We start from the raw sequence: 21,893 nt of genomic DNA, 5'->3' as shown, positions 1-21,893 counted from the left end.
GAGGGAGAGGGTCACAACTAGGACAGGGGTAGAATTGCGGCACAGCCTCTACGGTTCCATGTATGATTTTCTCAAAATACTACTGGCCTGTTCCCCTGTATGCCGCGCCAAAAACAATCCTCCTCCAGCCGCCCCATTGAATCCTATGAGCATCGCGACAAGCAGCGCCCCAACAACCCGCCCGCCGGCCTGGTGACGCCGGACACTGACCCGGATGTCGGGCAGCAGAAAAGAACCTACGCCTACGACCCGCACCTGGAGCCGCAACTGGTCTGGGCGGGCAAGGCCGAGCACACCTCCTTTGAAGTGCCGACGGTGTCACTCCATGTCCACGAGCGCATCGATCCGCGCAGCATCATCGAGGCGGTGCGGAAAGACAGTGGTCAGTGCTCAGTGGCTAGTCGCCAGTTATCACTGTTCGAGGAAGAGAGAAAAGAGCCGCTGCGCCAGGCCATCGAGTTCTACCAGCACCGCCACGGCTGGAGCAACCGCCTGATCGCCGGCGATTCGCTGCTGGTGATGAACTCGCTCCTGGAGAAAGAGGGACTGGCCGGCAAGGTGCAGATGATCTACATCGACCCGCCCTACGGCATCAAGTACGGCTCCAACTTCCAGCCGTTCGTCAACAAGCGCGACGTGAAGGACGGCAAGGACGAAGACCTGACCAGCGAGCCGGAGCAGATCCGGGCCTTCCGCGACACCTGGGAACTGGGCATCCACTCCTACCTCACCTACCTGCGCGACCGGCTGCTCCTGGCGCGGGAACTGCTGACCGAGAGCGGCAGCATCTTCGTGCAGATTTCCGACGAGAACGTGCACCACGTGCGGGAATTGATGGATGAGGTGTTTGGAAGTGAGAATTTTCTGGCGATGATCGCCTTTGAAAAGACTTCCTTCAAAACCTCTGAGATTATCCAGAAAACCTTCGACCTACTTCTGTGGTATGCCAGGGATCAGCAGATGGTCAAACGGAGACCACTCTTCTTCGAGAAGGAACCTGGTCTTATCGGAGCGGTAGGTTATTCCTATGTTATTTTACCGACCGGCGAACGTCGGCTTCTGAAGCCGGAAGATGAAGTGAACTCTCAGCTACTGCCAAAGGGAAGCAGGATCTTTGAGCTGACATCTTTAATCTCTGGCGGCGAAGCCGCAGCCGAGAAGGAATTGTTCGAGTTCGAGGGCGAAACTTTCCGTCCCGGGCAAGGGCAACACTGGAAAACTGGCCCGGACGGTCTACAGAGGCTCGTCAAAGCCGGGCGCGTGGTGAAGGCTGGTAACAGACCTCGTTTTGTCCATTATCTGGACGACTATTCGGTGTCTGAATTCACCAACAACTGGCGGGACACACGGTTGTCGAGCTTTGGTGATGAAAAGCTTTTTGTGGTGCAAACATCTATCAAGGTAGTGCAGCGCTGCCTCCTGATGACCACCGACCCGGGCGACCTGGTGTTCGACCCGACCTGTGGCAGCGGCACCACGGCCTACGTCGCTGAGCAGTGGGGCCGGCGCTGGATCACCTGCGACACCTCGCGCGTGGCCTTGACGCTTGCCCGCCAGCGGCTGATGACTGCCGTCTTCGACTACTACGAACTGGCGCACCCCGAAGAGGGCGTCGGCTCCGGCTTCAAGTACAAGACCGTGCCGCACGTCACGCTCAAGTCCATCGCCAACAACCCGGAGATCGACGGCATCCATGGGCGAATGCACCCGGCCATCGAGCAGGCGCTCGCCAACCTCAACGCGGCGCTCAAACTCCCCTCTCCCCGTGGGAGAGGGGCCGGGGGTGAGGGCTATCCACGCTTCAAGGTCACGCAGGGCGGCCGCGCCGGGCAGGTCGTGGACTTCGCCGCGCCCGATAGCGCCACCTTCACCATGCCTTCTGGTCAAGTGGTCAAGGCCAACGAACTGGTGGAATGGGAGGTGCCGTTCGAGTTTCCCGCCGACTGGCCCGAGGCGGCCCGCAAACCTTTCGATGCTTTCCACGCCGCGCGCCGCGCCATGCAGAAAGCCATGGACGATGCCATCGCCCGCCACGCCCCGCAGGAGACGCTCTACGACCAGCCCTTCGTGGACCGCAAGAAGGTGCGCGTGACGGGACCGTTCACCGTGGAGGCGGTGCCTGCGCCGGTGGTGAAGTCAGTGGATAGTGTATTGGGGATAGTGGATAGCGAAAGAGGCGAGCAGCAGGACGCTATTCACGATTCACTAGCCACTAGCCACTTCGCCGCAACAGCGGCGAGAAGTGGCGAGACGCTGCGCCAGGCCGAATGGCGCGACGAACTCCTGCGCGCCGGCATTCGCGGCAAGGCCGGGCAGTACATCCGCTTTGCGCGCCTGGAGCCCCTGCCCGGCTGCCGCTGGCTGCACGCCGAGGGTGAGACCCGCCCCAGCGACGAAGGCGCAGACCGGGTGCGAGAAGCATCGCCGGCCTACAATCCGATGCGCGTGATGGTTTCTTTCGGCCCCGAACACGCCCCGCTGGAACCTCGCCAGGTGGCCCAGGCCATCGAGGAAGCGCAGCGGCTGGTGCCCAAACCCAATCTCATCGTCTTCGCCGCCTTCCAGTTCGATCCCGAAGCCGCCAAAGACATTGACGAGACGAACTGGCCCGGCGTCACCCTACTCAAAGTCCAGATGAACGCCGACCTCTTGACCGACGACTTGAAGAAAAAGCGCGCCAGCAACGAGTCGTTCTGGCTCATCGGCCAGCCGGACGTGGTAGTGGATAGTGAACAGTGGATAGTGGATAGCAGGAAGGAGGCGTTAGCGCCTTATGAAGTCGTTGCAAAGCTATCGGGAGCTCGTAGCCTGGCAGAAATCAATGCTCTTGGTGGAGAAGATTTATCAACTTTCATCGCAATTGCCCAAAGAAGAGACCTATGGGATGCGCTCTCAACTGACGCGGGCGGCGGTGTCAATCCCGGCAAACATCGCCGAGGGGCAGGCGCGTCAGAGCACGGGGGAATTTCTTCAATTTCTGGGCATCGCGCGGGGCTCCCTGGCCGAATTGGAGACGCTGCTGATTTTGTGCGGGAACTTGAGTCTCTTGCCCCAGGAGAACGTCAAGGGCGCATTGAACGCCTGCGACGAAATCGGGAAGTTGCTGACCGGGCTCGTGAAATCGCTGCGACGTTAAGCGGTCCGCTAGCCACTATCCACTATGCACAAGTCACTGTCCACGGTTTCGACTAATACAACACGAAGACCGGCCAGGTGGAATCGGGTGGCGCGGACAAGATCGCCGTCTGGATGCTGGACACCGACTACGACGGCCGCAGCCTCTATCCGCGCCAGGTCTTCTTCCCGATGGCCGGCAAGAACGAAGGCTGGGCGAAACTGGCGCGGAACCTCAAGGCGGAGATCGATGAGGAGCGGATCGAGGCCTACCGGGGCACGGTGTCGCTTCCCTTCGAGCCGGGCGAGCACAAGCGCATCGCGGTCAAGATCGTGGACGACCGGGGGATTGAGAGTTTGAAGGTCATCGCCTTGAATGGGACAGGCTGATGGAATACGTGCTCACAGAACACGCCCGGGACGCTCTGGCGAAGCGGCGTATCCAAACCGCATGGCTGGAACGCACACTGAGCACCCCGGAGGTGACCGAGGCCGACCAGGTGGACCGGGATCTGGAACACCGGCTGGCCCGGATTCCAGAGTTTGGCAATCGGGTGTTGCGCGTCATCGTCAATGGCAAGCAAACACCGCCCGTTATCGTAACCGCATTCTTTGATCGAAGGAGGACCATCCCATGAAGCTCAAAGTGGACCAACAAGCCGATGCGCTCTACCTGACCCTGAGCGATGCTCCTGCGAGCCGCACCGACGAAGTCTCGCCGGGTGTTCTCCTGGATTACGACGACCAGGATCGGGTGGTCGGCATCGAGATGCTGTACCTGTCCAAACGGGTGCCAGACGTTGATCTGCGACGGCTGCTGTTCGAAACAGTGCCCCAGGCAGGTTGAAATGGAACAGACCACCGCCATGCCCCGCACCACCATTGACCGCTTGATCATCAACTCGCCCTACGAGGAGCCACAGCGTTACTGGCGCTACGATCGCAAAACGCGGCTCTTTGATCTGGTGGAGGGTCGCCGCCCGGCGGGTTACGTGGTGGCGACGCCTGGCTCCAAATCCTTCGACGATCCCGGCATCTTCGTCGAGATTCCGCTGGTCAATCAGATCCGCCCGCGCGTCAAAGCCTGGCGCGAGGCGGGGTATCCGGGCGTCAGCAGCATCACCAAGCGCCTACTCGAGCACTGGCGCGATCCGGAGCGCGACCAGCATTTCTTTTTCTGCCAGTTGGAAGCCATCGAAACGCTCATCTGGCTTACCGAAGCGCCGGCCGCCGAGCGCGTGGGGATCGAGATCATCGGCGACGGCGGGGAGTTCGTCCGCCAGTGCTGCAAGATGGCCACCGGCACCGGCAAGACTGTTGTGATGGCGATGGTCATCGCCTGGCAGATTTTGAACAAGGTCACCAACCCACAGGATGCCCGCTTCTCGAAAAACGTGCTGGTGATCGCCCCTGGGCTGACAGTGAAAAGTCGGCTCGCGGTGCTGCAGCCGGCGGCGGGGGGGAACTATTACGAGGCGTTCGACATCGTCCCTTCCGCCTTGCTCGACAAGCTCCGTCAAGGCAAGGTGCTCGTGCGCAACTGGCACGCCCTGGCCTGGGAGAGCGAGGAGCAGCTCAAGAAACGCCGGAGCGTGGACAAGCGCGGCCCCAAGAGTGATGAAGCGTACACCCGCGAGGTGCTAGGCGACATGGCGAATGCCCGCAATCTCCTAGTCATCAACGACGAGGCCCACCACGCCTGGCGCGTCAACTGGGAGGCCGAGGGCAAGTACCTGCGCCAACGGGATCTCAAGGACAGCGCCGAGGAAGCCACCGTGTGGATTGGCGGCCTTGACCGGCTGCACCGCTCGCGGGGCATTCTGAAGTGCTATGACTTCTCCGCCACGCCCTTCACGCCCTCGGGCAAGAAGAGCAGCGAAGACGCCCTATTCGGCTGGATCGTCAGCGACTTCGGCTTGAACGACGCCATCGAATCGGGGCTGGTCAAGACCCCGCGCGTGGTGGTGCGCGACGATGCCGTGCCGGACGCCAAGACTTACAAATCGCGCCTCTACCACATCTACAACGACCCGGATGTGAAGGACGATCTCAATAGGAAAGCGGAGCCGGAAGAGCCGCTGCCCGACCTGGTCCTGAACGCCTATTACCTGCTGGGCTACGACTGGCGCGAGGCTTGGAGAGCATGGCGCGCGGCCGGGCTGCCCACCCCGCCGGTGATGATCACCGTCTGCAACCGCACCGAGACCGCAGCCCGCGTGAAGCACGCCTTCGATACGAAACGCATCCACATCGACGAACTATGCGATCCTGAGCGCATTCTGCACATTGACTCGAAGGTGCTGGCTGAGGCGGAGGCGAAAGAAGAAGTGGATAGTGAACAGGGAATAGTGGATAGTGAACAGTGGAGAGTGGATAGTGAGAGTGAGGATGGCACCGGGCGACTAGCCACTATTCACAAACCACTCACCACTGCCGAAAAGGCCGAACTGCTCCGGCAAATGGTAGATACCGTCGGCAAAGTTGGTCAGCCCGGCGAGAAGATTCAGAACGTCATCTCGGTCGGGATGCTCTCCGAAGGCTGGGATGCCAGGACGGTGACGCACATCATGGGCCTGCGCGCCTTCACCTCACAGCTTCTGTGTGAGCAGGTGGTGGGGCGTGGTTTGCGGCGCACGTCTTACGAAGTCAACCCGGAGACGGGACTGTTCGAGCCCGAGTATGTCAACATCTTTGGCGTGCCATTCACATTTTTGCCGCACGAAGGTGGAGAAGGCGGCCCACCTCCGCCGCCCACGCCCAAGACTGAAGTCAAACCGGACCCGGCCAAGGCACAGTTCGAGATCTGCTGGCCGAACGTGGTGCGCATCGAACACGTGCTTACGCCCACCCTGACCCTGGATTGGTCGAAGGTGCAGCCGTTGGAGCTGGATGCGGCGCAGACAGCGCAGGTCGCCGAACTGGCGCCGATTCTGGAAGGCAAGCCGAATGTGACCAAGGTGGACCGCATCGAACTGGAGCGCCTGGCCAGAGAATTCCGCACCCAGCGCATCATCTTCGAGACGGCGCGGGATGTCTTTGATCAAATGCAGGCCGCCTGGAAAGGCAGCCGAGAAGTGCTGCTGGCACAGTTGATTCGCATTGTCGAGCGATTCATCCGCTCCGACCGCATTCGCATCACCCCGCCGCTCTTCTATCAGGACGAACTGCGCCGGCGGCTGATCATTACGCTCAACATGTCGCGGGTCGTGCAGCATGTGTGGGAGGCGGTGCGGCAGGAGAACACCGAGCAGCTGACCCCGGTCTTTGACCGCGACCATCCCATTCGCTCCACGGGCGAGATGCGCACCTGGTATACGGGCAAGCCCTGCGAACGCACGCGCAAGTCGCACATCAACGTCTGCGTCTACGACAGCACCTGGGAAGCATCCGACGCGTTTATGCTAGACAACAGCGAAGCCGTTGCCGCCTGGGTCAAGAATGACCATCTCGGCTTTGAAGTGCTGTACATCTATCGCGGTGTGGTGCGGAAGTACCGGCCCGATTTTCTGGTACGGCTTAACAGTGGCGACATGCTCATTCTGGAAACGAAGGGGCAGAACACGGAGCAGGACGAAGTAAAGCGGCGCGCGCTTGAGAAGTGGTGCAAAGCCGTGAACGCGCACGGTGGGTTCGGCCGATGGCGGGCGGCAGTAGCCAAGACGCCCGGCGAGATTCGGGATACTTTAATTCGGCAGGTGAATGCTGTTCGAGCAGGAGGCTAGGGGCCGCTTGCAGCAGATTATGGTTTGCGCCGCCAGGGTACCGAGTTTCACGCCGCGATTGCGGGCGCTATTTTGTTGAGCATTGCCCCTGGGGCGCCATTGACAAAAGTTAGGAGCCTCAGGTGAGGTGCTTGCTTCTATGTCCCAATCTCGATTAAATGGAGACTTGTTGCTTTGGACATCCTGTTATGAGTATTGACCTAAGCCGCATTCCTGCCCAACCGGAACCGGGCGTTGTCAATGTTTTGGTAGAGATTGCTGGCGGCAGCCGCAATAAATATGAGTTTGATAAGAAGATGAATGCCTTTGCCCTTGATCGCGTCCTCTATTCGGCGGTGGTCTATCCCTATGACTATGGCTTTATTCCCAATACTTTGGCCGAGGATGGCGATCCCCTCGACGGGCTGGTGATGATGGATGAGCCAACGTTTCCAGGGTGTGTGATTGCTGCCCGTCCCATTGGCATGCTAGAGATGATTGACAGTGGCGATCGCGACGAGAAAATTCTCTGTGTGCCTGTTGGTGATCCCCGCTACGTTGAGGTGAAATCCCTCAAGGACATTGCCCCCCACCGTCTCGAAGAAATTGCCGAGTTCTTCCGCACCTACAAGAATCTGCAAAAGAAAGTCACTGAAATTCTTGGCTGGCAGGATGTGGATGCGGTGCAGCCCCTCGTGGAAAAATGCGTCAAAGCTTACAAGGGCTAGGGCCTGACTAGCACACCCTCTAGAAAGAGGCGGGTTCGCTCCTGCTGCGGACGATAAACTTGGGGCCATCCTTCCTTAATAATTTGACCATCACCGCGAAAGACCACGCGGCAGGACACTTTGCGGCCAAATTACATTGGGTGGGTGACCACCACCATAGGCATTGCCTCTTCGGCCAATTGTCGCATCACGGCTAGGACCTCCCCTGCCAGTTCTGGATCAAGGGCGGAGGTGGCTTCGGCAAAGACAAGCATCGCCGCTTGCCTGGCCAAGGCGCGGGCGATCGCCACCCGCTGTCTTTTCCACCAAAGAGTTCGCTTGGGTAGGCATCCCGGTGGTCCCTTCAGCTATTTCAATAGCCAGGCGGCGGAGTTTGCGCCCAAGGATCGGCGCTTCAATCATGTTTTGCAACACCGTCATCTGGGGAAAGAGGTTAAAGCTCTGAAAGACCATACCGCCATCTCGACGAATCACCCGCAGTTGTTGCGGCGTCGGCACTGGTGGCAGGTAATGGCCGAGAATGAGAATCTCCCCCGCTTGGTACATCTCTAACCCATTCAAGCAGCGGAGCAAGGTGCTTTTGCCAGAGCCCCTGGGGTCAATGATAGCAACGGTGAAGTGAATGTCCCTAAGGAGGTGGCGATCGCCTCAATATTTATTGAGGTGTTGAGGCGGCGTTTTGGCTCACAATGTCTGGGGCTGCCCCCCGCTGAATCATCGCTGCCCCCTAAAAACCGTTATGCTGACTAAACAGACCCTCCCCATCGCCCATTGGTTAGGCTAGGGTTATCAATAAAGGAAGTACTTCTCCTGGGTCCCCATGATACGGTGGGAGAACACCATTCTATGATCGATTGCTAAACTTGTCGCTAAACTTGAGAGTGCCCAAAACCCATCCCGCAGCATCTGCTATGTCCACCCTTGTCATCGTTGAATCCCCAACAAAAGCCCGTACCATTCGCAAATTTCTGCCGCCGGACTATCGCGTTGAAGCCTCGATGGGGCATGTCCGTGATCTGCCCCGCAGTGCTGCTGAGGTGCCCCCCGAATTCAGGGGGGAAGCGTGGGCAACCCTTGGGGTGAATGTTGCGGCTGGCTTTGAGCCCCTCTACATTGTCCCCAAAGACAAGCAAAAAGTTGTCAAAGAATTGAAAACTGCCCTCAAAACCGCTGATGAGCTCCTGCTTGCGACTGATGAAGACCGCGAAGGGGAAAGCATTAGTTGGCACTTGCTGCAACTGTTGGAGCCAAAGGTGCCGGTGCGGCGGATGGTCTTCCATGAAATTACTGAGGAAGCCATCCAAGAAGCGCTACGCAATTGCCGCGATGTCAATCAACAACTGGTGCGTGCCCAAGAAACACGGCGTATCCTCGATCGGTTGGTGGGCTATACCCTGTCGCCCCTGCTGTGGCGGAAAATTGCCCCCCATCTGTCAGCGGGGCGGGTGCAGTCGGTGGCAGTGCGTCTATTGGTGCAACGGGAGCGAGAACGGTTGGCCTTCCGTAGGGGGCAATTTTGGGATCTCAAGGCCACCTTAGATCAAAGGGGAACCCTTTTTCCAGCGCGTTTGGTGAGTGTCGGCGGTCAACGCTTGGCCACGGGCAATGATTTTGATCCCACTACAGGACAGCTACGTAACCCTGATGCTGTCTTGCTCTTGGATGAGGCGGCTGCCAACGCCCTGCGCGATCGCCTGCTAACGGAAACCTGGACGGTCACCGAACAAGAGGAGCGCCAACAAACCCGCAAACCGGCTCCCCCCTTTACCACCTCGACCCTGCAACAGGAGGCGAACCGCAAACTGCACCTCTCGGCGTCGGATACGATGCGCATTGCCCAAAAGCTCTACGAAGAGGGCTACATCACCTATATGCGCACAGACTCGGTGCATCTGTCGGAGCAGGCGATCGCCGCCGCCCGCAGTTGTGTGGAAGCCATGTATGGCAAAGACTTTCTATCGCCGCAGCCGCGCCAATACACCACCAAAACCAAGGGGGCCCAAGAGGCCCACGAAGCGATTCGCCCTGCAGGTAGCCAGTTTCGCACTCCCCAAGAAACCGGCCTTAAGGATCGGGAACTGGAACTCTATGAACTGATCTGGAAGCGCACGGTGGCCTCCCAGATGGCTGATGCCCATGTAACTCTGCTAACAGTCTCGATTACAGCTGGGGATGCCCTCTTCCGTGCCCACGGTAAACGCATTGATTTTCCAGGGTTTTTCCGGGCCTATGTGGAAGGTTCCGATGATCCCGAGGCCGCCCTCGAAAGCCAAGAGGTGATCCTACCCCCCATGCCAGTCGGAGAGATTCTCCGCTGTCACGCCCTCGAAAGTGTGCGGCATGAAACCCAGCCGCCGCCGCGCTACACCGAAGCCAGCCTTGTTAAAGCCCTTGAGCAAGCCGGTATTGGGCGCCCCAGCACCTATGCCACAATCATTAGCACCATCCAAGACCGCGAGTATGCCATTCGGCGAGGCAATGCTCTGGAACCGACCTTTACTGCCTTTGCGGTTACGGCGCTGCTAGAGAAATACTTCCCTGACTTGGTGGATATTAACTTTACGGCGCGGATGGAGCAAACCCTGGATGATATTTCCACAGGGGAGGTGGAGTGGCAGCCCTACCTTGAATCCTTCTATCTGGGTGAAAATGGCCTTGAGCAGCAGGTCAAAGAGCGGGAGCGGACGATTGAGGCGACGGAAGCACGGGCGATCGCTCTACCAGAACTGAATGCAGAAGTGGTCGTGGGTCGCTTTGGTCCTTTTGTGGTCTATCAAAATGGCAATGGGAGTCAACCCATTAAGGCCTCCTTGCCCCAAGACGCCACCCCCGGTAGCCTCACCCGGGAACAGGTGGAGCAATTAATTCGCCAAAAACTAGAGGGTCCCGACAAGCTGGGCCTACATCCTGAAACGGGCGAACCAATCTTTCTGCTGACGGGGCGCTTTGGTCCCTATGTGCAGTTGGGAGAAGCCACAGAGGCCAATCCAAAACCCAAACGCGCTTCCCTACCCAAGGGAGTGAGTCCCGATGAAGTCACCCTAGACTTGGCGATTACCCTGTTGTCGCTGCCGCGGACATTGGGGGTTCATCCCGAAACTGGCAAACTGATTCAAGCCAATCAAGGTCGTTTTGGCCCCTACATTGTCCATGATCCCGAAGGTGAAAAAGACTATCGTTCCCTTAAAGGGGAGGATGATGTCTATACAATTACCCTAGAGCGCGCCCTAGAGCTGCTGGCAACACCAAAATCGAGTCGCGCCCGGGCCCAAAAACAGGTGCTGGCGGTGTTGGGGACTCACCCAGAGGATGGGGAGCCCGTGCAAGTCCTTGATGGCCCCTATGGCCCCTATGTCAACCACGGCAAGGTGAATGCCTCCCTGCCGGAGGGGGTGACACCAGAAACAATAACCCTAGAGCAAGCCCTGCTCCTGTTGGCGGAAAAAGCACCGAAGAAAACCCGTCGCCGTGCAACGGCTACTGCCCCGCAACCCAAATCAACCACCAAAAGAACCAGTAGAAAGACGGCCACCCAGACCGCAAAAACTAGCCGCCGTAAGTCAACGGAAACCTAGGTGAACTCCCCCTTTGCTGCTGAAGCCCTCCTCTTTGAGCGATCGCGCCCCCGGCCAGACGCGCTGCGCGTTATCTATGGCTTTCCCAATACCTACAGCGTTGGCATTACCAGCTTGGGCTATCAACTGGTGTGGGCACAACTGGCCAGCCGTGCTGATGTGGCGGTGAGTCGCCTCTTTACCGATGTACAGGAGCCACTGCCTCGCGATCCAGAGTTGGTCGGTTTTTCCTTCTCGTGGGAGTTGGACTACGGCAATTTACTGGTGCTTTTGGAGCAGTTGGGCATTCCCATTTGGCAGCGCGATCGCCACGATCGCCACCCCTTGGTCTTTGGCGGCGGTCCGGTGCTGACGGCAAATCCCGAACCCTTTGCCGACTTTTTCGATGTAATTTTGCTGGGGGACGCCGAACCTCTCTTAGATCCCTTTCTGAAGACAATGGCACAGGTGCGCACGGCGCCGCGAGCAGAGCAGTTAGAAGCCCTCGCCCAAGTGAGCGGTATTTACGTTCCCAGTCTTTACCAAGTCAGCTATACCCATGCCACCGGTCCGATTCAAGGGATTGAACCGCTCAAGGCCAGTGTGCCAGCGACAGTCACGAAACAAGTCCATCGCGGTAATACCCTTGCTGCCTCCACGGTGGTCACTCCCCGCGCCGCTTGGGAAAATATCTACATGGTGGAGGTGGTGCGCAGTTGTCCTGAACTTTGTCGCTTTTGTTTGGCCAGTTATTTGACTTTGCCCTTTCGCACAGCGAGCCTAGAGACACTGATTGCCGCCATTGAGCGGGGGCTAGCCGTCAGCGATCGCCTAGGACTGTTGGGTGCCTCCATTACCCAGCATCCCGAATTTCCTGCCTTGATCGAGTATCTCGGTCAGCCACAATTTGATCATGTGCGGGTGAGTTTGGCCTCGGTGCGCACCAATACGGTCACCGAATCCTTAGCGCAACTGTTGAGTCAACGGGGTAGTCAGTCCCTGACGATCGCCATCGAAACCGGGTCTGAGCGCCTGCGGCAAGTGATCAACAAAAAGCTTGCGACTGACGAGATTCTGGCTGCTGCTAGCCATGCCCAAGCCGGTGGCCTCAAGGGGCTAAAGTTCTATGGCATGGTGGGACTGCCCACAGAGACGGAGGCCGATGTCGCAGCTACGGTGGAGCTCTTTCGCCAATTGAAAAAAACAGCGCCGCGCCTGCGGCTCGCCCTTGGCTGTAGTACCTTTGTCCCCAAAGCCCATACCCCCTTTCAGTGGTGGGGTGTACAACCCGTGGCCGAAAAACGCCTCCAGTTTTTGAAAAAAGAATTGGCCAAATTGGGGATTGAGTTTCGCCCTGAATCCTATCATGACTCGTTGATTCAAGCCTTGATTTCGCGGGGCGATCGCCGGCTGGCTCCCCTTTTAGAGCAGGTGCGCCACTATGGCACCTCCCTAGGCAGTTATCGCCGTGCTTTTAAGGAACGGCGAGGCCAGTTGCCCGAGTTGGAAGCCTATGTCACTGCCAATTGGCCAGAGGAGACTGTCTTACCGTGGCAGCATCTCCAGAGTGGCCTGCCCCCTAAAACCTTGCAAAATCATCTGCAGCGAGCGATCACCTAGGCCGGTCGGCACTGATACAGCCATTCCAAGAAAAGGGCGCGACATTGCAAGCACTCCAACTGCGCAAGAAGTTGTGGGATGTCCGGACTCCCTAGCCGAAACTTGCCCCCCGCTTCGGGGACCCTTGCTCCTAGCGCCAGTTCGGCAACAAAGCCCCACACTTTATTGATTAGAAAAGGCACCATTGACCCGCCCAGGCTGCCCGCTGATGGGGATGATTGCTTGAAGCGCATCGGACGTCATTCCCAATTCCCGTGTCAAAATTTGCGGCACCATTGCCCTGGGGGTTTGATGGGGAAGCCCTTGCCTACCGCGAAAATCCACCGTAGCTCGCTGAACGCCCACCGGCAAGGTTGGCGGCAGGCAGATTAATATAGTGTCTCCTTGCAGCGGCAGGACAATTACAGAGTCCGCCTTTTCTACCCGCCAGTATTCTAGGGTTTCACCCCTGTCTGTCAGCCATTTCTCGGCAATCAAGGTCACCCCCTTGGATGGAATGCCTACCAGTTCCTCGCGCGATCGCCAATTCACTGTTGCCACTCTTCAGGAATTTGCGCGATTCTCTCCCGTCCTGTGGGGGTGTACACCGGTCGGCCAAGGGGACGATAGGGCAAGGTGCCATTTGCATAGGCCTGAATCCGTTGGCGAGCAATGTTGACATAAACGGGTTCCTTCTCACAGCCCATCGCCCGCCGATTGTGCATGAGGGCAGCCAAGAGCGATGATCCCACCCCCATATAGGGGTCAAAGACCCAATCCCCCTCATGGCTGAGGGCAAGAACGCACCGCTCCACCAACTCAATGGGAAATTGGCAGGGATGGAACGTTTTTTCGGGATGATTGGACTTGACATTGGGAATATCCCACACCAGTTCTTGCCAATCCTGAAGAACGATTTCCCAGACATCCGCTGGATTTTTGCCCAAGGGATTGCCCGAGGGTTTGCCCTTCTTAGGACCCTTGAAGTGGCGTTTCCCCGGATATTTGGCTGGAATACGCACCGCATCCAAATTAAAGATGTAGTCATCTGACTTCGTGAACCAGAGGATCGTTTCATAGCGGCCAGAAAAGCGCTTTGTGGCATGGAGACCATGGCCAAATTTCCAAATGATGCGATTGCGCAGCTTCAAACCCAATCGCTTGAAGAGGGGATAAAACAAAATATCCAAGGGATAAACCTCTCCCCGTTGAACAAAATTCCCCACTTGCCAGCACAGACTTCCCTCTGGCCGCAGCACTCGATAGAGCTCAGCAATCACTTCGCTTTGGCTTTGGAGATAGTCCTCGATCGCCACCGGCGTTTCGTAGGCCTTGCCGAGGTTGTAGGGCGGCGACGTAAAGATGAGCGTCATGGCCTCATCCGGCACCTGACGAACCACCTCACAGATATCCCCGCTGGCAATCACTAGCCTAGCCTCTGGAGAAAAGCGTTCTTGAATCGGTTGGCCAGAACTCAATCAATACAAGCAATCGTTACCTTCATGGCCAAAATACCATATTCTTAATCCTGAGATAAAAAAGAGGCCGACCCCTCAGGAGTCAGCCAGCAGATTACTTGGGAACGCGCGCTAGACAGTACAAAGCAATTGGCAACAGGATTAGCTATGCACCACAAGCTTGACGTTGGCGCTCTGAAGGCCAGGGCGCTTCACCTCAGCCAAGGTTTTGTTGATGGCATATTTTTGGTTGATCGAGTTGATCAGCTCGGTCTGGTTGTGTTTTTTAGCCACACCCCAGAGGTCAGCAATGAGATCAAAGGTGCCATCAGCATTGCGAGACCAGCCTAGATCATACTCGCCATCCAGGACAGCGACGATGTCAGCGCGAACGCGTTGGCCGTTGTAGCCCCGCACATCGGCATTGGTTTTCACCGTAATGCCCAGATCCCGCAGGGATGCTTTCAAGATTTCAGCATCGGTAACTTTCGTACGCAGGGTGCTGAAGTGAGACATGTGGATTTCCTCCAGATTGAGACAGAAACATTGGACTGAATGAACCACAATTTATGGCGAACCAAACCCCTGTGGTCGGGTCTTTCTCCCATCTGCGCCGGGCAGACAGAAGGAAGCTTGTCAGAACTCCAGTCGCTGGTATTCAGCCACTGAAGCCGCCGCCGGACGCGCCCGTTGGCGTGCCCAATCCCGAAGTGCCGTGACCTGCTCTTGCATTGTCTTGGAAAGGGGTTGAGTGGCACGGCTAGCGGCAATAATGTCTAACTGGGTAAACTCCCGCCCTTGAGCAAAGGCTTCGTACATGGCAGCAATGATGGCCTGCTCAATTTCGGCACCAGAAAAACCATCACAGATATTGGCCAGTTGCTCTAGGTCAAAGCGATCGATCTCACGACGGCGCTTAGTGAGGTGAATGCGAAAGATTTCCTTGCGCTCTTCGGCATTTGGCAAATCAACAAAGAAAATTTCATCAAAGCGGCCCTTACGCAAGAATTCACCGGGGAGCCGCTCAACCCGGTTGGCTGTTGCCAAGACAAAGACGGGAGACTTTTTCTCCTGCATCCAAGTTAGGAAGGAGCCAAAGATGCGACTAGAGGTACCGCCATCGGAGTCTGAGGAGCCTGCCCCGCCAGCAAAGGCCTTGTCCATTTCGTCAATAAAGAGAATGGCAGGGGAAATGGATTCAGCGGTTTTCAGCGCATTGCGCAAATTTGCTTCCGATCGCCCCACCATTGAACCATCATAGACCCGACCCATATCAAGGCGCAGCAGGGGCAAGCCCCAAAGGCGGGAGGTGGTTTTGGCAATGAGGGACTTGCCACAGCCGGGGACACCCAAGATCAACATCCCTTTCGGTTGCGGTAAGCCGTATTCACGAGCCTTTTCACTGAAGGCGTTGGCGCGTTGACGTAACCATACTTTGAGTTCCTCTAGGCCCCCCACAGAATCAATGGTTTCATCCACTTCCATGTATTCGAGGATGCCGTTGCGGCGGATGAGTTGCTTTTTCTCGGAGAGGATGATGTCCACCTCGGCTTCGGTGAGCCGCCCAGCGGTGACTTTGGCTTTGCGAAAGACTTTTTCGGCTTCATCCCGCGTCAGGCCCAGGGTGGCTTTGACGAGCTTTTCCCGGGCTTCCGGGGTGAGGCGGCGATCGCGGGAATCTAACTGTTGCCTGAGAACCTCATCTAGTTCGTTAATACTGGGTAGGGGATAGTCAACAACGACGATTTCTTTTTCCAGTTCAACGGGAATTCGCTGCGCCGCTTCGGGGGACATGAGGATAATGGTTTTGTGGCTGCTCTTGAAGCTAGCGATCGCGTCCCGTAAGGAACGAGTGACAGGGGGCGAATCAATGAAGGGGTGCAAATCCTTGAAGACGTAGATGCCCGGTTCCCGTTGGTGAACAACCCATTGAATGGCAGCTTCCGGTGAGACAGTATTGTGGTGACTATTGTTGCGGGGATGGCCATACTCCACCATGCCGTGGGTCACTGTCCAGATGTAGAGCTTGCGGGGAGACCGCCCTTGCGGCCCAACTTGACTTTGGGCAATGGTGGCGATCGCCTGCTCAGCCCGCTCTTCTTCAGAGGTCAGGAGGTAGATCAACGGATATTGCGCTTGGATTAGGATACTCAATTCTTCTTGCACAGCAATCACCTCCTTCTTGCAAGGCTGACCCAACACCCCCGCCACTGGCCTAGCGGGCAGACACCAACTCGACGGCGAGCGAAGGAACACTGAGGCTGTCGTCATCAATCACAGTGGGCTGATTGACCAAGGCCGTTAGCTCATCCCCCCGCAGGACAAGGGCACTGGCACACTCTGGGCAGTGATAAACCCGATGCACATTGCCATGCTTTTGCTCGGCATATTCCGCCAGTACTTCTGGGTGAGCCAGCAGAAACTCAATAGCACGCTCAGCAAGGGTGGACATTGTTTCCTGCTCGACTACAGCGGCAATCTTTAGCTGGCGGTGCACATCGGGGGAGAGATACAACGTAACCTTTTGCTTATCTTCCATAGGGGTTAGAGACGTACCTAGGTATGTGTGCCAGTGTAGTGAGCCAATCCGAGGGGTGTCAAGGCCAAATGCTGTCAAAACGGCAAAATCTTAACATTTAGTTACGTTAAGCCCCCCCTGCTTAAAACTCAGTTACAGAGCTGCGGGCCCAATACCGAATTGCGTGGCGATCGCCAGTCGAACCCCATTGACAAAATCCCACCCCGATTGCGCTTTGCGACCACTCAACTGCACTTGACTCAGGAGTAGGCGACCCTTGCCCGTCTGTACCACTGGCCCCCAGCCCTTGATGAGGGCTAGCACCGTACCGGGGGCGGCAGAGGCCTCAGGCTCACCGACATAAGACTGTAGGGGTTCGGGTAATTTGGCCGCCACTTCGGGAAGCAGCGGCCAGGTTTGCAAAATTTTCAAGGGTGTCCCTTGCCACTGGGTATAGGCATAGGGATAGAAAGCGCGCACCTGGTTGTGGAGGGCTAGGGCCGATCGCCCCCAATCAATGGCATAGTCCCTTTTTTGAATGAGGGGCGCGTAGGTAGCCTCAGCCTCGTTTTGGGGTTCGGCTTGAAGCTGTGGCAGTTGCTGCAAGGTGTCTAGCAGTAGGTCAGCACCCATCTCGCTGAGCTTGGCGCTGAGGGTAGCAGCGTTATCCCCTAAATGAATCGTTACTTTGCGCTTTAGGAGTATTGGGCCGGTGTCCATGCCGGCATCCATGAGCATCGTGCTCACGCCGGTTTGCTGTTCGCCGTGGTAGAGTGCCCACTGAATCGGAGCCGCCCCGCGATACTTCGGCAGCAGTGAGCCGTGGATATTGATGCAGCCGTAACGGGGAATTTCAAGGATGGACTGGGGCAAAATTTGACCGTAGGCAACAACCACAAAGACATCAGCAGCCAGCGATCGCAAGACTTCAGGCAGCTCCGGATCGCGACGCAGGCGTTGGGGGCTGCCAAATGGGTAACCTGTGGCGAAGGGCTAAGGCCTTGACGGGAGAAGGGGATAGTTGGTTGCCCCGTCCCCGCCGGCGATCGGGCTGGGTGACCACCCCCAACACCCGATAGACCTCTGTTGCCAACAGGCGTTGGAGGGGCGCAAGGGCAAACTCCGGTGTGCCAAAGTAAACGATGTTCAACCGCCGCCTACTTCCTGCGAAACATCAACTCTTGGCTTACAGATTCTCAGGGGCGTCATCCTCAGCAGGGGTGAGGGTTTCCCCGCCGTCACTGCTGCCGTTGAGATCTTCTTCCGTCGCTTGGGAGCCACCACTAATGACCGTTAAGTCCACCTGCTGGCGGTAGGAATCCACATTTTTAATCAGCACTTCCACGCGATCGCCCAAGCGGTAACGCAAGCGATTACGCCGGCCCGTCAAAGTTTGGGCATAGGCGCGGTATTCATACCAGTCATCCTTGAGGGAACTGACGTGAACTAGGCCCTCCACATTAAAGTCAAGCAGTTCCACAAAAAAGCCATAGGACTGCACACCCGTAATAATGCCGGGACGCACTTCGCCGATACAGGCTTGGACTTGGCGCACCCGTTGCAGCCCTACTAAATCCTTCCAAGCCGTGTAGGTTTGCCGCTCCCGCTCTTGGAGGTGGGGGGCTAATTCGTTAACGAGAGTCTCCACCTCCCGCTGAATGTCGGTGGTGAAAACTGTCCAATTCACCTGCGCCAAGCAACTGGACTCGCCGAGATTGACGCGCTCTTTTGCCCGTGGCCCGCGGCGATCGCGCCCTTGGGTCAGGAGAAGGTGTAAAATGCGCTGATTGACAATATCAGTGTAGCGTTGCAACGGCGAGCAGAAATGGCCATAGCCCTCTCCAGTGGCCAAACTAAAGTGGGTCAGTGCCATAGGCGAATCGCTGGCGGGTTTGAGTTTATCGAGCAAGAGTTCCTGCAACACAGCTGCCAGATCCGCAGTGGCCAATTGCGCCATAAACCGCTGATAGTCGCGGGACGTGACCTGGGAGGGATTGTCTAGGCTCAAGGGCAAGTTCAAATTTTGGCACAGCTTGAGAAAATCCTGCACCGCATAGAGTTCGGGTACAGGTTGCGTCCGATAGAGGGCCGGTACCCCCAACTTCGCCAAATGACGGCCAAGGAGTTCATTGGCAAGAATCACCAAGCTGGTCCAAGGGGTCACCTTTGGTAGGAAAATGGCAGGAGCAAGGCCCTCATCGGCATAGGCAAGGCTCAGGGCTGCCGCTGGGGTCACTTCAATACTCCCCCGTGCCTGTCGCCGCTGGCTCACGGCATTGGCGAGGTGAATGAAAGCACGCAACCAATCTCCAGAACTGTCCCCGAGGGCAAGGGTAGCCGCTACTTGTTCACTGGTGACACAGGCATCAACGCGGATACAACTGCGGTAAATCCTGTAGGACTGAACTTCGCCGGCAGTGTTGATCACAATCAGCAGCGAAATGGCAGCGCGATCGCCCCCCGGCAGCAAGCGCAGCCTCTCCAATTCCGGCGGCAATAGGGGCAAACTGAGTTCAGGCGTCGCCAGGCTCATGCCCTGACGGCGAGCCGTGCGATCCAGCAGTTCATCCCGGGGAAGTAAGCCCCCCACATCGCTCATGTGAATCCCCAACTCCCAGAGATCTTGCCCAAGAGCATCGAGGGAAAAGGCCACTTGGGGCTCTTGGCCGGGGGCGACTAAGGTAATGGTGACCAGTTCCCGCAAGTCTTGGCGATCGCTGAAGTCCAAGGTTTCCAACTGGGCATTCAAGGTGGCGGCTGCTGTGCGCAGGGCTGGATTAAATTGGCGGACAAGGTTGTGTTTGCAGCAAATTAAGTCAAGGACAGGCGCCGATTGGGCATCGCTCCCTAGGATCTGGGCAATTTCCCCCGTGGGTAGGTAGCCCCCCAAAGGATAGCGGCGAATGCTCACATGCACCAGTTGATCCACCACCGTCGCCAGATCGGGCACAAGGTCATTTGGCTCAAGGGCGATTTCAAAGAGCAGGCGATCGTCGAGGGGCAGCGCACGAAACCCATCTTCTGTCCGTTTAACCCGAGCAATCACCGAGGGATTTCCCCGCTCCAGGATGAGTTTTACCTCCCCCTCTGGAGATTTCTTGCGGCGGCCTTCACGGGTGACCCGCACCAGCACGCGATCGCCATTCCAAGCAGTACTGAGTTGATGCTCGCGGACAAAAATATCTTCCCCACCCTCGGCATCTTGAATGGCAAAGCAAAAGCCCTTGCTCGAGCAGCGCAGCCGCCCCTCAATCAACCCATCATCACTGGCACGGCGATACTTGCCCCGTTCTTTGATGAGCAGGCCAATGCGTTCTAGGGCATCCAGGGCAATTTCCAGTTCTCGCTGGCTCTCAGGATCGTCACAGCCGAGTTTTTTTTCGAGAACTTTGGGGGCAACAAACTTATCTTCGCTAAAGTTGGCAAGTAGACTGGCAATCGTAAAACGCATCGGCAACTCGGTGAAGAGAGGGCAACAGTGGACGTGGCGTTGTTGGTGTCAAGTATCCAAAGTGTAGCTTATCACAGCTGCAGGAGTATCTTAGGGGATCCCCAATCTGTCCTATAATTAGGGCGCGTTGATTCTGGGCACGAAACATCCTAGATTTGAGGAATGGCGATCGCCCGCATGAATTACTGTTCTCAGTCGTTGTCCATCCAGTTAAGGCATCTATGAATCAATCTGAAATTCTCGAAAAAGTAAAAGCCATTGTTGCCGATCAACTCAGTGTTGATGCAGAAAAAGTTGTACCCGAAGCCAGTTTTGCCGAAGACCTCAACGCTGACTCCCTTGACTCCGTGGAGTTAATCATGGCCCTTGAGGAAGAGTTTGGTGTGGAAATTCCCGATGAAGAGGCAGAAAAGCTCAAAACCGTCCAAGATGTCCTTGACTTTATCAACAATAAGGTAGCTGCATAGATCCATGGCAAAGGCGCATCAAAAACGGGTCGTTGTCACGGGGATGGGGGCGATTACCCCCCTCGGCAACACCCTTGCGGAGTATTGGGAAGGGTTAATGGCCGGTCGCAGCGGCATTGATTACATCACGGCTTTTGATGCCAGTCGTCATGACTGCCGCATTGCGGCTGAGGTGCGTGGCTTTGATCCCACCCTCTACATGGATCGCAAAGATGCCAAGCGCATGGATCGCTTTGCTCAATTTGCCGTGGCCGCCAGTAAGCAAGCCCTTGCGGATGCCCAATTGACAATTGACGAGGGCAATGCCACTGACATTGGCATCATTATTGGTACTGGTGTGGGTGGTCTAAAGGTGATGGAGGATCAGCAGGAGGTCTATCTCACGAGGGGACCCGATCGCTGTAGTCCTTTTATGATCCCGATGATGATTGCCAATATGGCCGCAGGCCTCACCGCCATTCACACCGGTGCCAAGGGCCCCAATTCCTGCTCGGTAACCGCCTGTGCAGCAGGTTCCAATGCCATTGGCGATGCCTTCCGCATGGTCCAACACGGCTACGCCAAAGCCATGATCTGTGGTGGTACAGAGGCGGCGATTACGCCCCTATCGGTGGCAGGTTTTGCGGCAGCTCGTGCCCTTTCCACCCGCAATGATGACCCCCACCATGCCAGCCGCCCCTTTGACCTCAACCGCGATGGCTTTGTCCTTGGGGAAGGGGCTGGCATCTTGATCCTGGAGGAATTGGAATTTGCCCTTGCCCGGGGAGCACGTATCTATGCGGAAATGGTGGGCTACGGCTTGACCTGTGATGCCTACCACATGACTGCTCCCTCACCGGGGGGAGAGGGGGCTGCCCGTGCCATTGAAGCCTGCCTCAAGGATGCGGAGATTGCCCCGGATCAGGTGAGCTATATCAACGCCCACGGTACCAGTACCCCCGCCAATGACAGTACGGAAACCGCCGCCATTAAACGTGCCCTTGGCGAAGAAAATGCGCGTCGCGTTCCCGTGAGTTCGACAAAATCCATGACAGGGCACCTGCTGGGGGGGTCAGGGGGTATCGAGGCGATCGCGACGGTAATGGCCATAGCCCACGATCGCATCCCCCCTACAATTAACTTGGAGCAGCCGGATCCCGCCTGCGATCTGGACTATGTTCCCCATCAGAGCCGGGCCTGTCCGGTGACGGTGGCTTTGTCCAACTCCTTTGGCTTTGGTGGGCACAACGTCACGTTGGCCTTCCGCAAGTTTACTCCCGACCTTTAACTGTTTGCTGCAAACCTAATTAGAGACTAGAGAGAGA

Annotated in this window: 17 protein-coding genes and 3 pseudogenes; 11 read left to right on the top strand and 9 right to left on the bottom strand. The window is 57.1% G+C overall.

Going from position 1 to position 21,893, the window contains the following annotated elements:
• Window positions 1–99: 99 nt before the first annotated feature.
• From Q0W94_RS12240 to Q0W94_RS00640, 7 genes and pseudogenes are all read left to right on the top strand, one after another.
• Window positions 100–2,724: pseudogene (locus Q0W94_RS12240) on the top strand (site-specific DNA-methyltransferase); the annotation flags it as partial.
• 49 nt (window positions 2,725–2,773) lie between these two features.
• Window positions 2,774–3,136, top strand: coding sequence for a four helix bundle protein (locus Q0W94_RS00665; protein WP_315863138.1), 363 nt, complete (start codon window positions 2,774–2,776; stop codon window positions 3,134–3,136).
• 77 nt (window positions 3,137–3,213) lie between these two features.
• Window positions 3,214–3,504 carry a hypothetical protein gene (locus Q0W94_RS00660; RefSeq protein WP_297759845.1) on the top strand — a complete coding sequence of 97 codons (291 nt, stop codon included), beginning with the start codon at window positions 3,214–3,216 and terminating at the stop codon, window positions 3,502–3,504.
• Window positions 3,504–3,752, top strand: coding sequence for a DUF4258 domain-containing protein (locus tag Q0W94_RS00655; RefSeq protein WP_297759843.1), 249 nt, complete (start codon window positions 3,504–3,506; stop codon window positions 3,750–3,752). The genes Q0W94_RS00660 and Q0W94_RS00655 overlap by 1 nt, the downstream gene beginning before the upstream one ends.
• Window positions 3,749–3,961, top strand: coding sequence for a DUF2283 domain-containing protein (locus Q0W94_RS00650; protein WP_297759841.1), 213 nt, complete (start codon window positions 3,749–3,751; stop codon window positions 3,959–3,961). The genes Q0W94_RS00655 and Q0W94_RS00650 overlap by 4 nt, the downstream gene beginning before the upstream one ends.
• Before the next feature lie 19 nt (window positions 3,962–3,980).
• Window positions 3,981–6,836 (top strand): BPTD_3080 family restriction endonuclease, encoded by a 2,856-nt coding sequence (locus tag Q0W94_RS00645; protein ID WP_315863137.1) that lies wholly within the window; start codon window positions 3,981–3,983, stop codon window positions 6,834–6,836.
• A 194-nt stretch (window positions 6,837–7,030) separates the two neighbouring features.
• On the top strand, window positions 7,031–7,543 hold the full coding sequence (locus Q0W94_RS00640) for an inorganic diphosphatase (protein ID WP_297762447.1): 513 nt from the start codon (window positions 7,031–7,033) through the stop codon (window positions 7,541–7,543).
• On the opposite strand, the pseudogene Q0W94_RS12320 reads toward Q0W94_RS00640, so the two are convergent.
• Window positions 7,540–8,167: pseudogene (locus Q0W94_RS12320) on the bottom strand (amino acid ABC transporter ATP-binding protein). The gene Q0W94_RS00640 and the pseudogene Q0W94_RS12320 sit on opposite strands and share 4 nt — an antisense overlap.
• A 287-nt stretch (window positions 8,168–8,454) precedes the next feature.
• On the opposite strand from Q0W94_RS12320, the gene topA reads away from it, so the two are divergent.
• Window positions 8,455–11,118 carry a type I DNA topoisomerase gene (gene topA, locus Q0W94_RS00625; protein ID WP_297759834.1) on the top strand — a complete coding sequence of 888 codons (2,664 nt, stop codon included), beginning with the start codon at window positions 8,455–8,457 and terminating at the stop codon, window positions 11,116–11,118.
• Complete coding sequence (locus tag Q0W94_RS00620) at window positions 11,119–12,717, top strand: radical SAM protein (RefSeq protein WP_297759832.1); 1,599 nt, start codon at window positions 11,119–11,121, stop codon at window positions 12,715–12,717. It begins immediately after the preceding gene.
• On the opposite strand, the gene Q0W94_RS00615 is transcribed toward Q0W94_RS00620, so the two are convergent.
• The 8 genes and pseudogenes from Q0W94_RS00615 to Q0W94_RS00580 all read right to left on the bottom strand — a co-directional run bounded on the left by Q0W94_RS00615 (window position 12,714) and on the right by Q0W94_RS00580 (window position 20,122).
• Window positions 12,714–12,902, bottom strand: coding sequence for a hypothetical protein (locus tag Q0W94_RS00615; RefSeq protein ID WP_297759830.1), 189 nt, complete (start codon window positions 12,900–12,902; stop codon window positions 12,714–12,716). The genes Q0W94_RS00620 and Q0W94_RS00615 overlap by 4 nt on opposite strands.
• Window positions 12,880–13,257: a hypothetical protein gene (locus Q0W94_RS00610; RefSeq protein ID WP_297759828.1), complete on the bottom strand. Its 378-nt coding sequence runs from the start codon at window positions 13,255–13,257 to the stop codon at window positions 12,880–12,882. Before Q0W94_RS00610 ends, Q0W94_RS00615 begins: the two co-directional genes overlap by 23 nt.
• Window positions 13,245–14,174: a site-specific DNA-methyltransferase gene (locus Q0W94_RS00605; RefSeq protein WP_297759826.1), complete on the bottom strand. Its 930-nt coding sequence runs from the start codon at window positions 14,172–14,174 to the stop codon at window positions 13,245–13,247. Before Q0W94_RS00605 ends, Q0W94_RS00610 begins: the two co-directional genes overlap by 13 nt.
• 141 nt (window positions 14,175–14,315) lie before the next feature.
• Window positions 14,316–14,669, bottom strand: coding sequence for a DUF1257 domain-containing protein (locus Q0W94_RS00600; RefSeq protein ID WP_297759824.1), 354 nt, complete (start codon window positions 14,667–14,669; stop codon window positions 14,316–14,318).
• 120 nt (window positions 14,670–14,789) lie between these two features.
• The gene (locus tag Q0W94_RS00595) at window positions 14,790–16,319 is read right to left on the bottom strand and encodes an AAA family ATPase (protein WP_297762445.1); all 1,530 of its coding nucleotides are present in this window, start codon (window positions 16,317–16,319) and stop codon (window positions 14,790–14,792) included.
• 49 nt (window positions 16,320–16,368) lie between these two features.
• Window positions 16,369–16,692 carry a ribbon-helix-helix domain-containing protein gene (locus Q0W94_RS00590; RefSeq protein WP_297759822.1) on the bottom strand — a complete coding sequence of 108 codons (324 nt, stop codon included), beginning with the start codon at window positions 16,690–16,692 and terminating at the stop codon, window positions 16,369–16,371.
• Between the two features lie 132 nt (window positions 16,693–16,824).
• A pseudogene (gene fmt, locus Q0W94_RS00585) lies at window positions 16,825–17,821 on the bottom strand (methionyl-tRNA formyltransferase).
• Window positions 17,822–17,857: 36 nt separating this feature from the next.
• Window positions 17,858–20,122 carry a ribonuclease R family protein gene (locus Q0W94_RS00580; RefSeq protein ID WP_297759820.1) on the bottom strand — a complete coding sequence of 755 codons (2,265 nt, stop codon included), beginning with the start codon at window positions 20,120–20,122 and terminating at the stop codon, window positions 17,858–17,860.
• A gap of 221 nt (window positions 20,123–20,343) precedes the next feature.
• On the opposite strand from Q0W94_RS00580, the gene acpP reads away from it, so the two are divergent.
• Both acpP and fabF read left to right on the top strand, forming a co-directional pair.
• Window positions 20,344–20,589, top strand: coding sequence for an acyl carrier protein (acpP, locus tag Q0W94_RS00575; protein ID WP_024124908.1), 246 nt, complete (start codon window positions 20,344–20,346; stop codon window positions 20,587–20,589).
• Between the two features lie 4 nt (window positions 20,590–20,593).
• Window positions 20,594–21,856, top strand: a complete 1,263-nt coding sequence (gene fabF, locus Q0W94_RS00570) for a beta-ketoacyl-ACP synthase II (protein ID WP_297759818.1) — start codon at window positions 20,594–20,596, stop codon at window positions 21,854–21,856.
• Window positions 21,857–21,893: the final 37 nt, after the last annotated feature.

Origin of the sequence: Thermosynechococcus sp. (assembly GCF_025999095.1) — a bacterium.
In the GTDB taxonomy this organism is placed as follows: domain Bacteria; phylum Cyanobacteriota; class Cyanobacteriia; order Thermosynechococcales; family Thermosynechococcaceae; genus Thermosynechococcus.
This window is presented reverse-complemented; position numbering and strand designations above follow the sequence as displayed.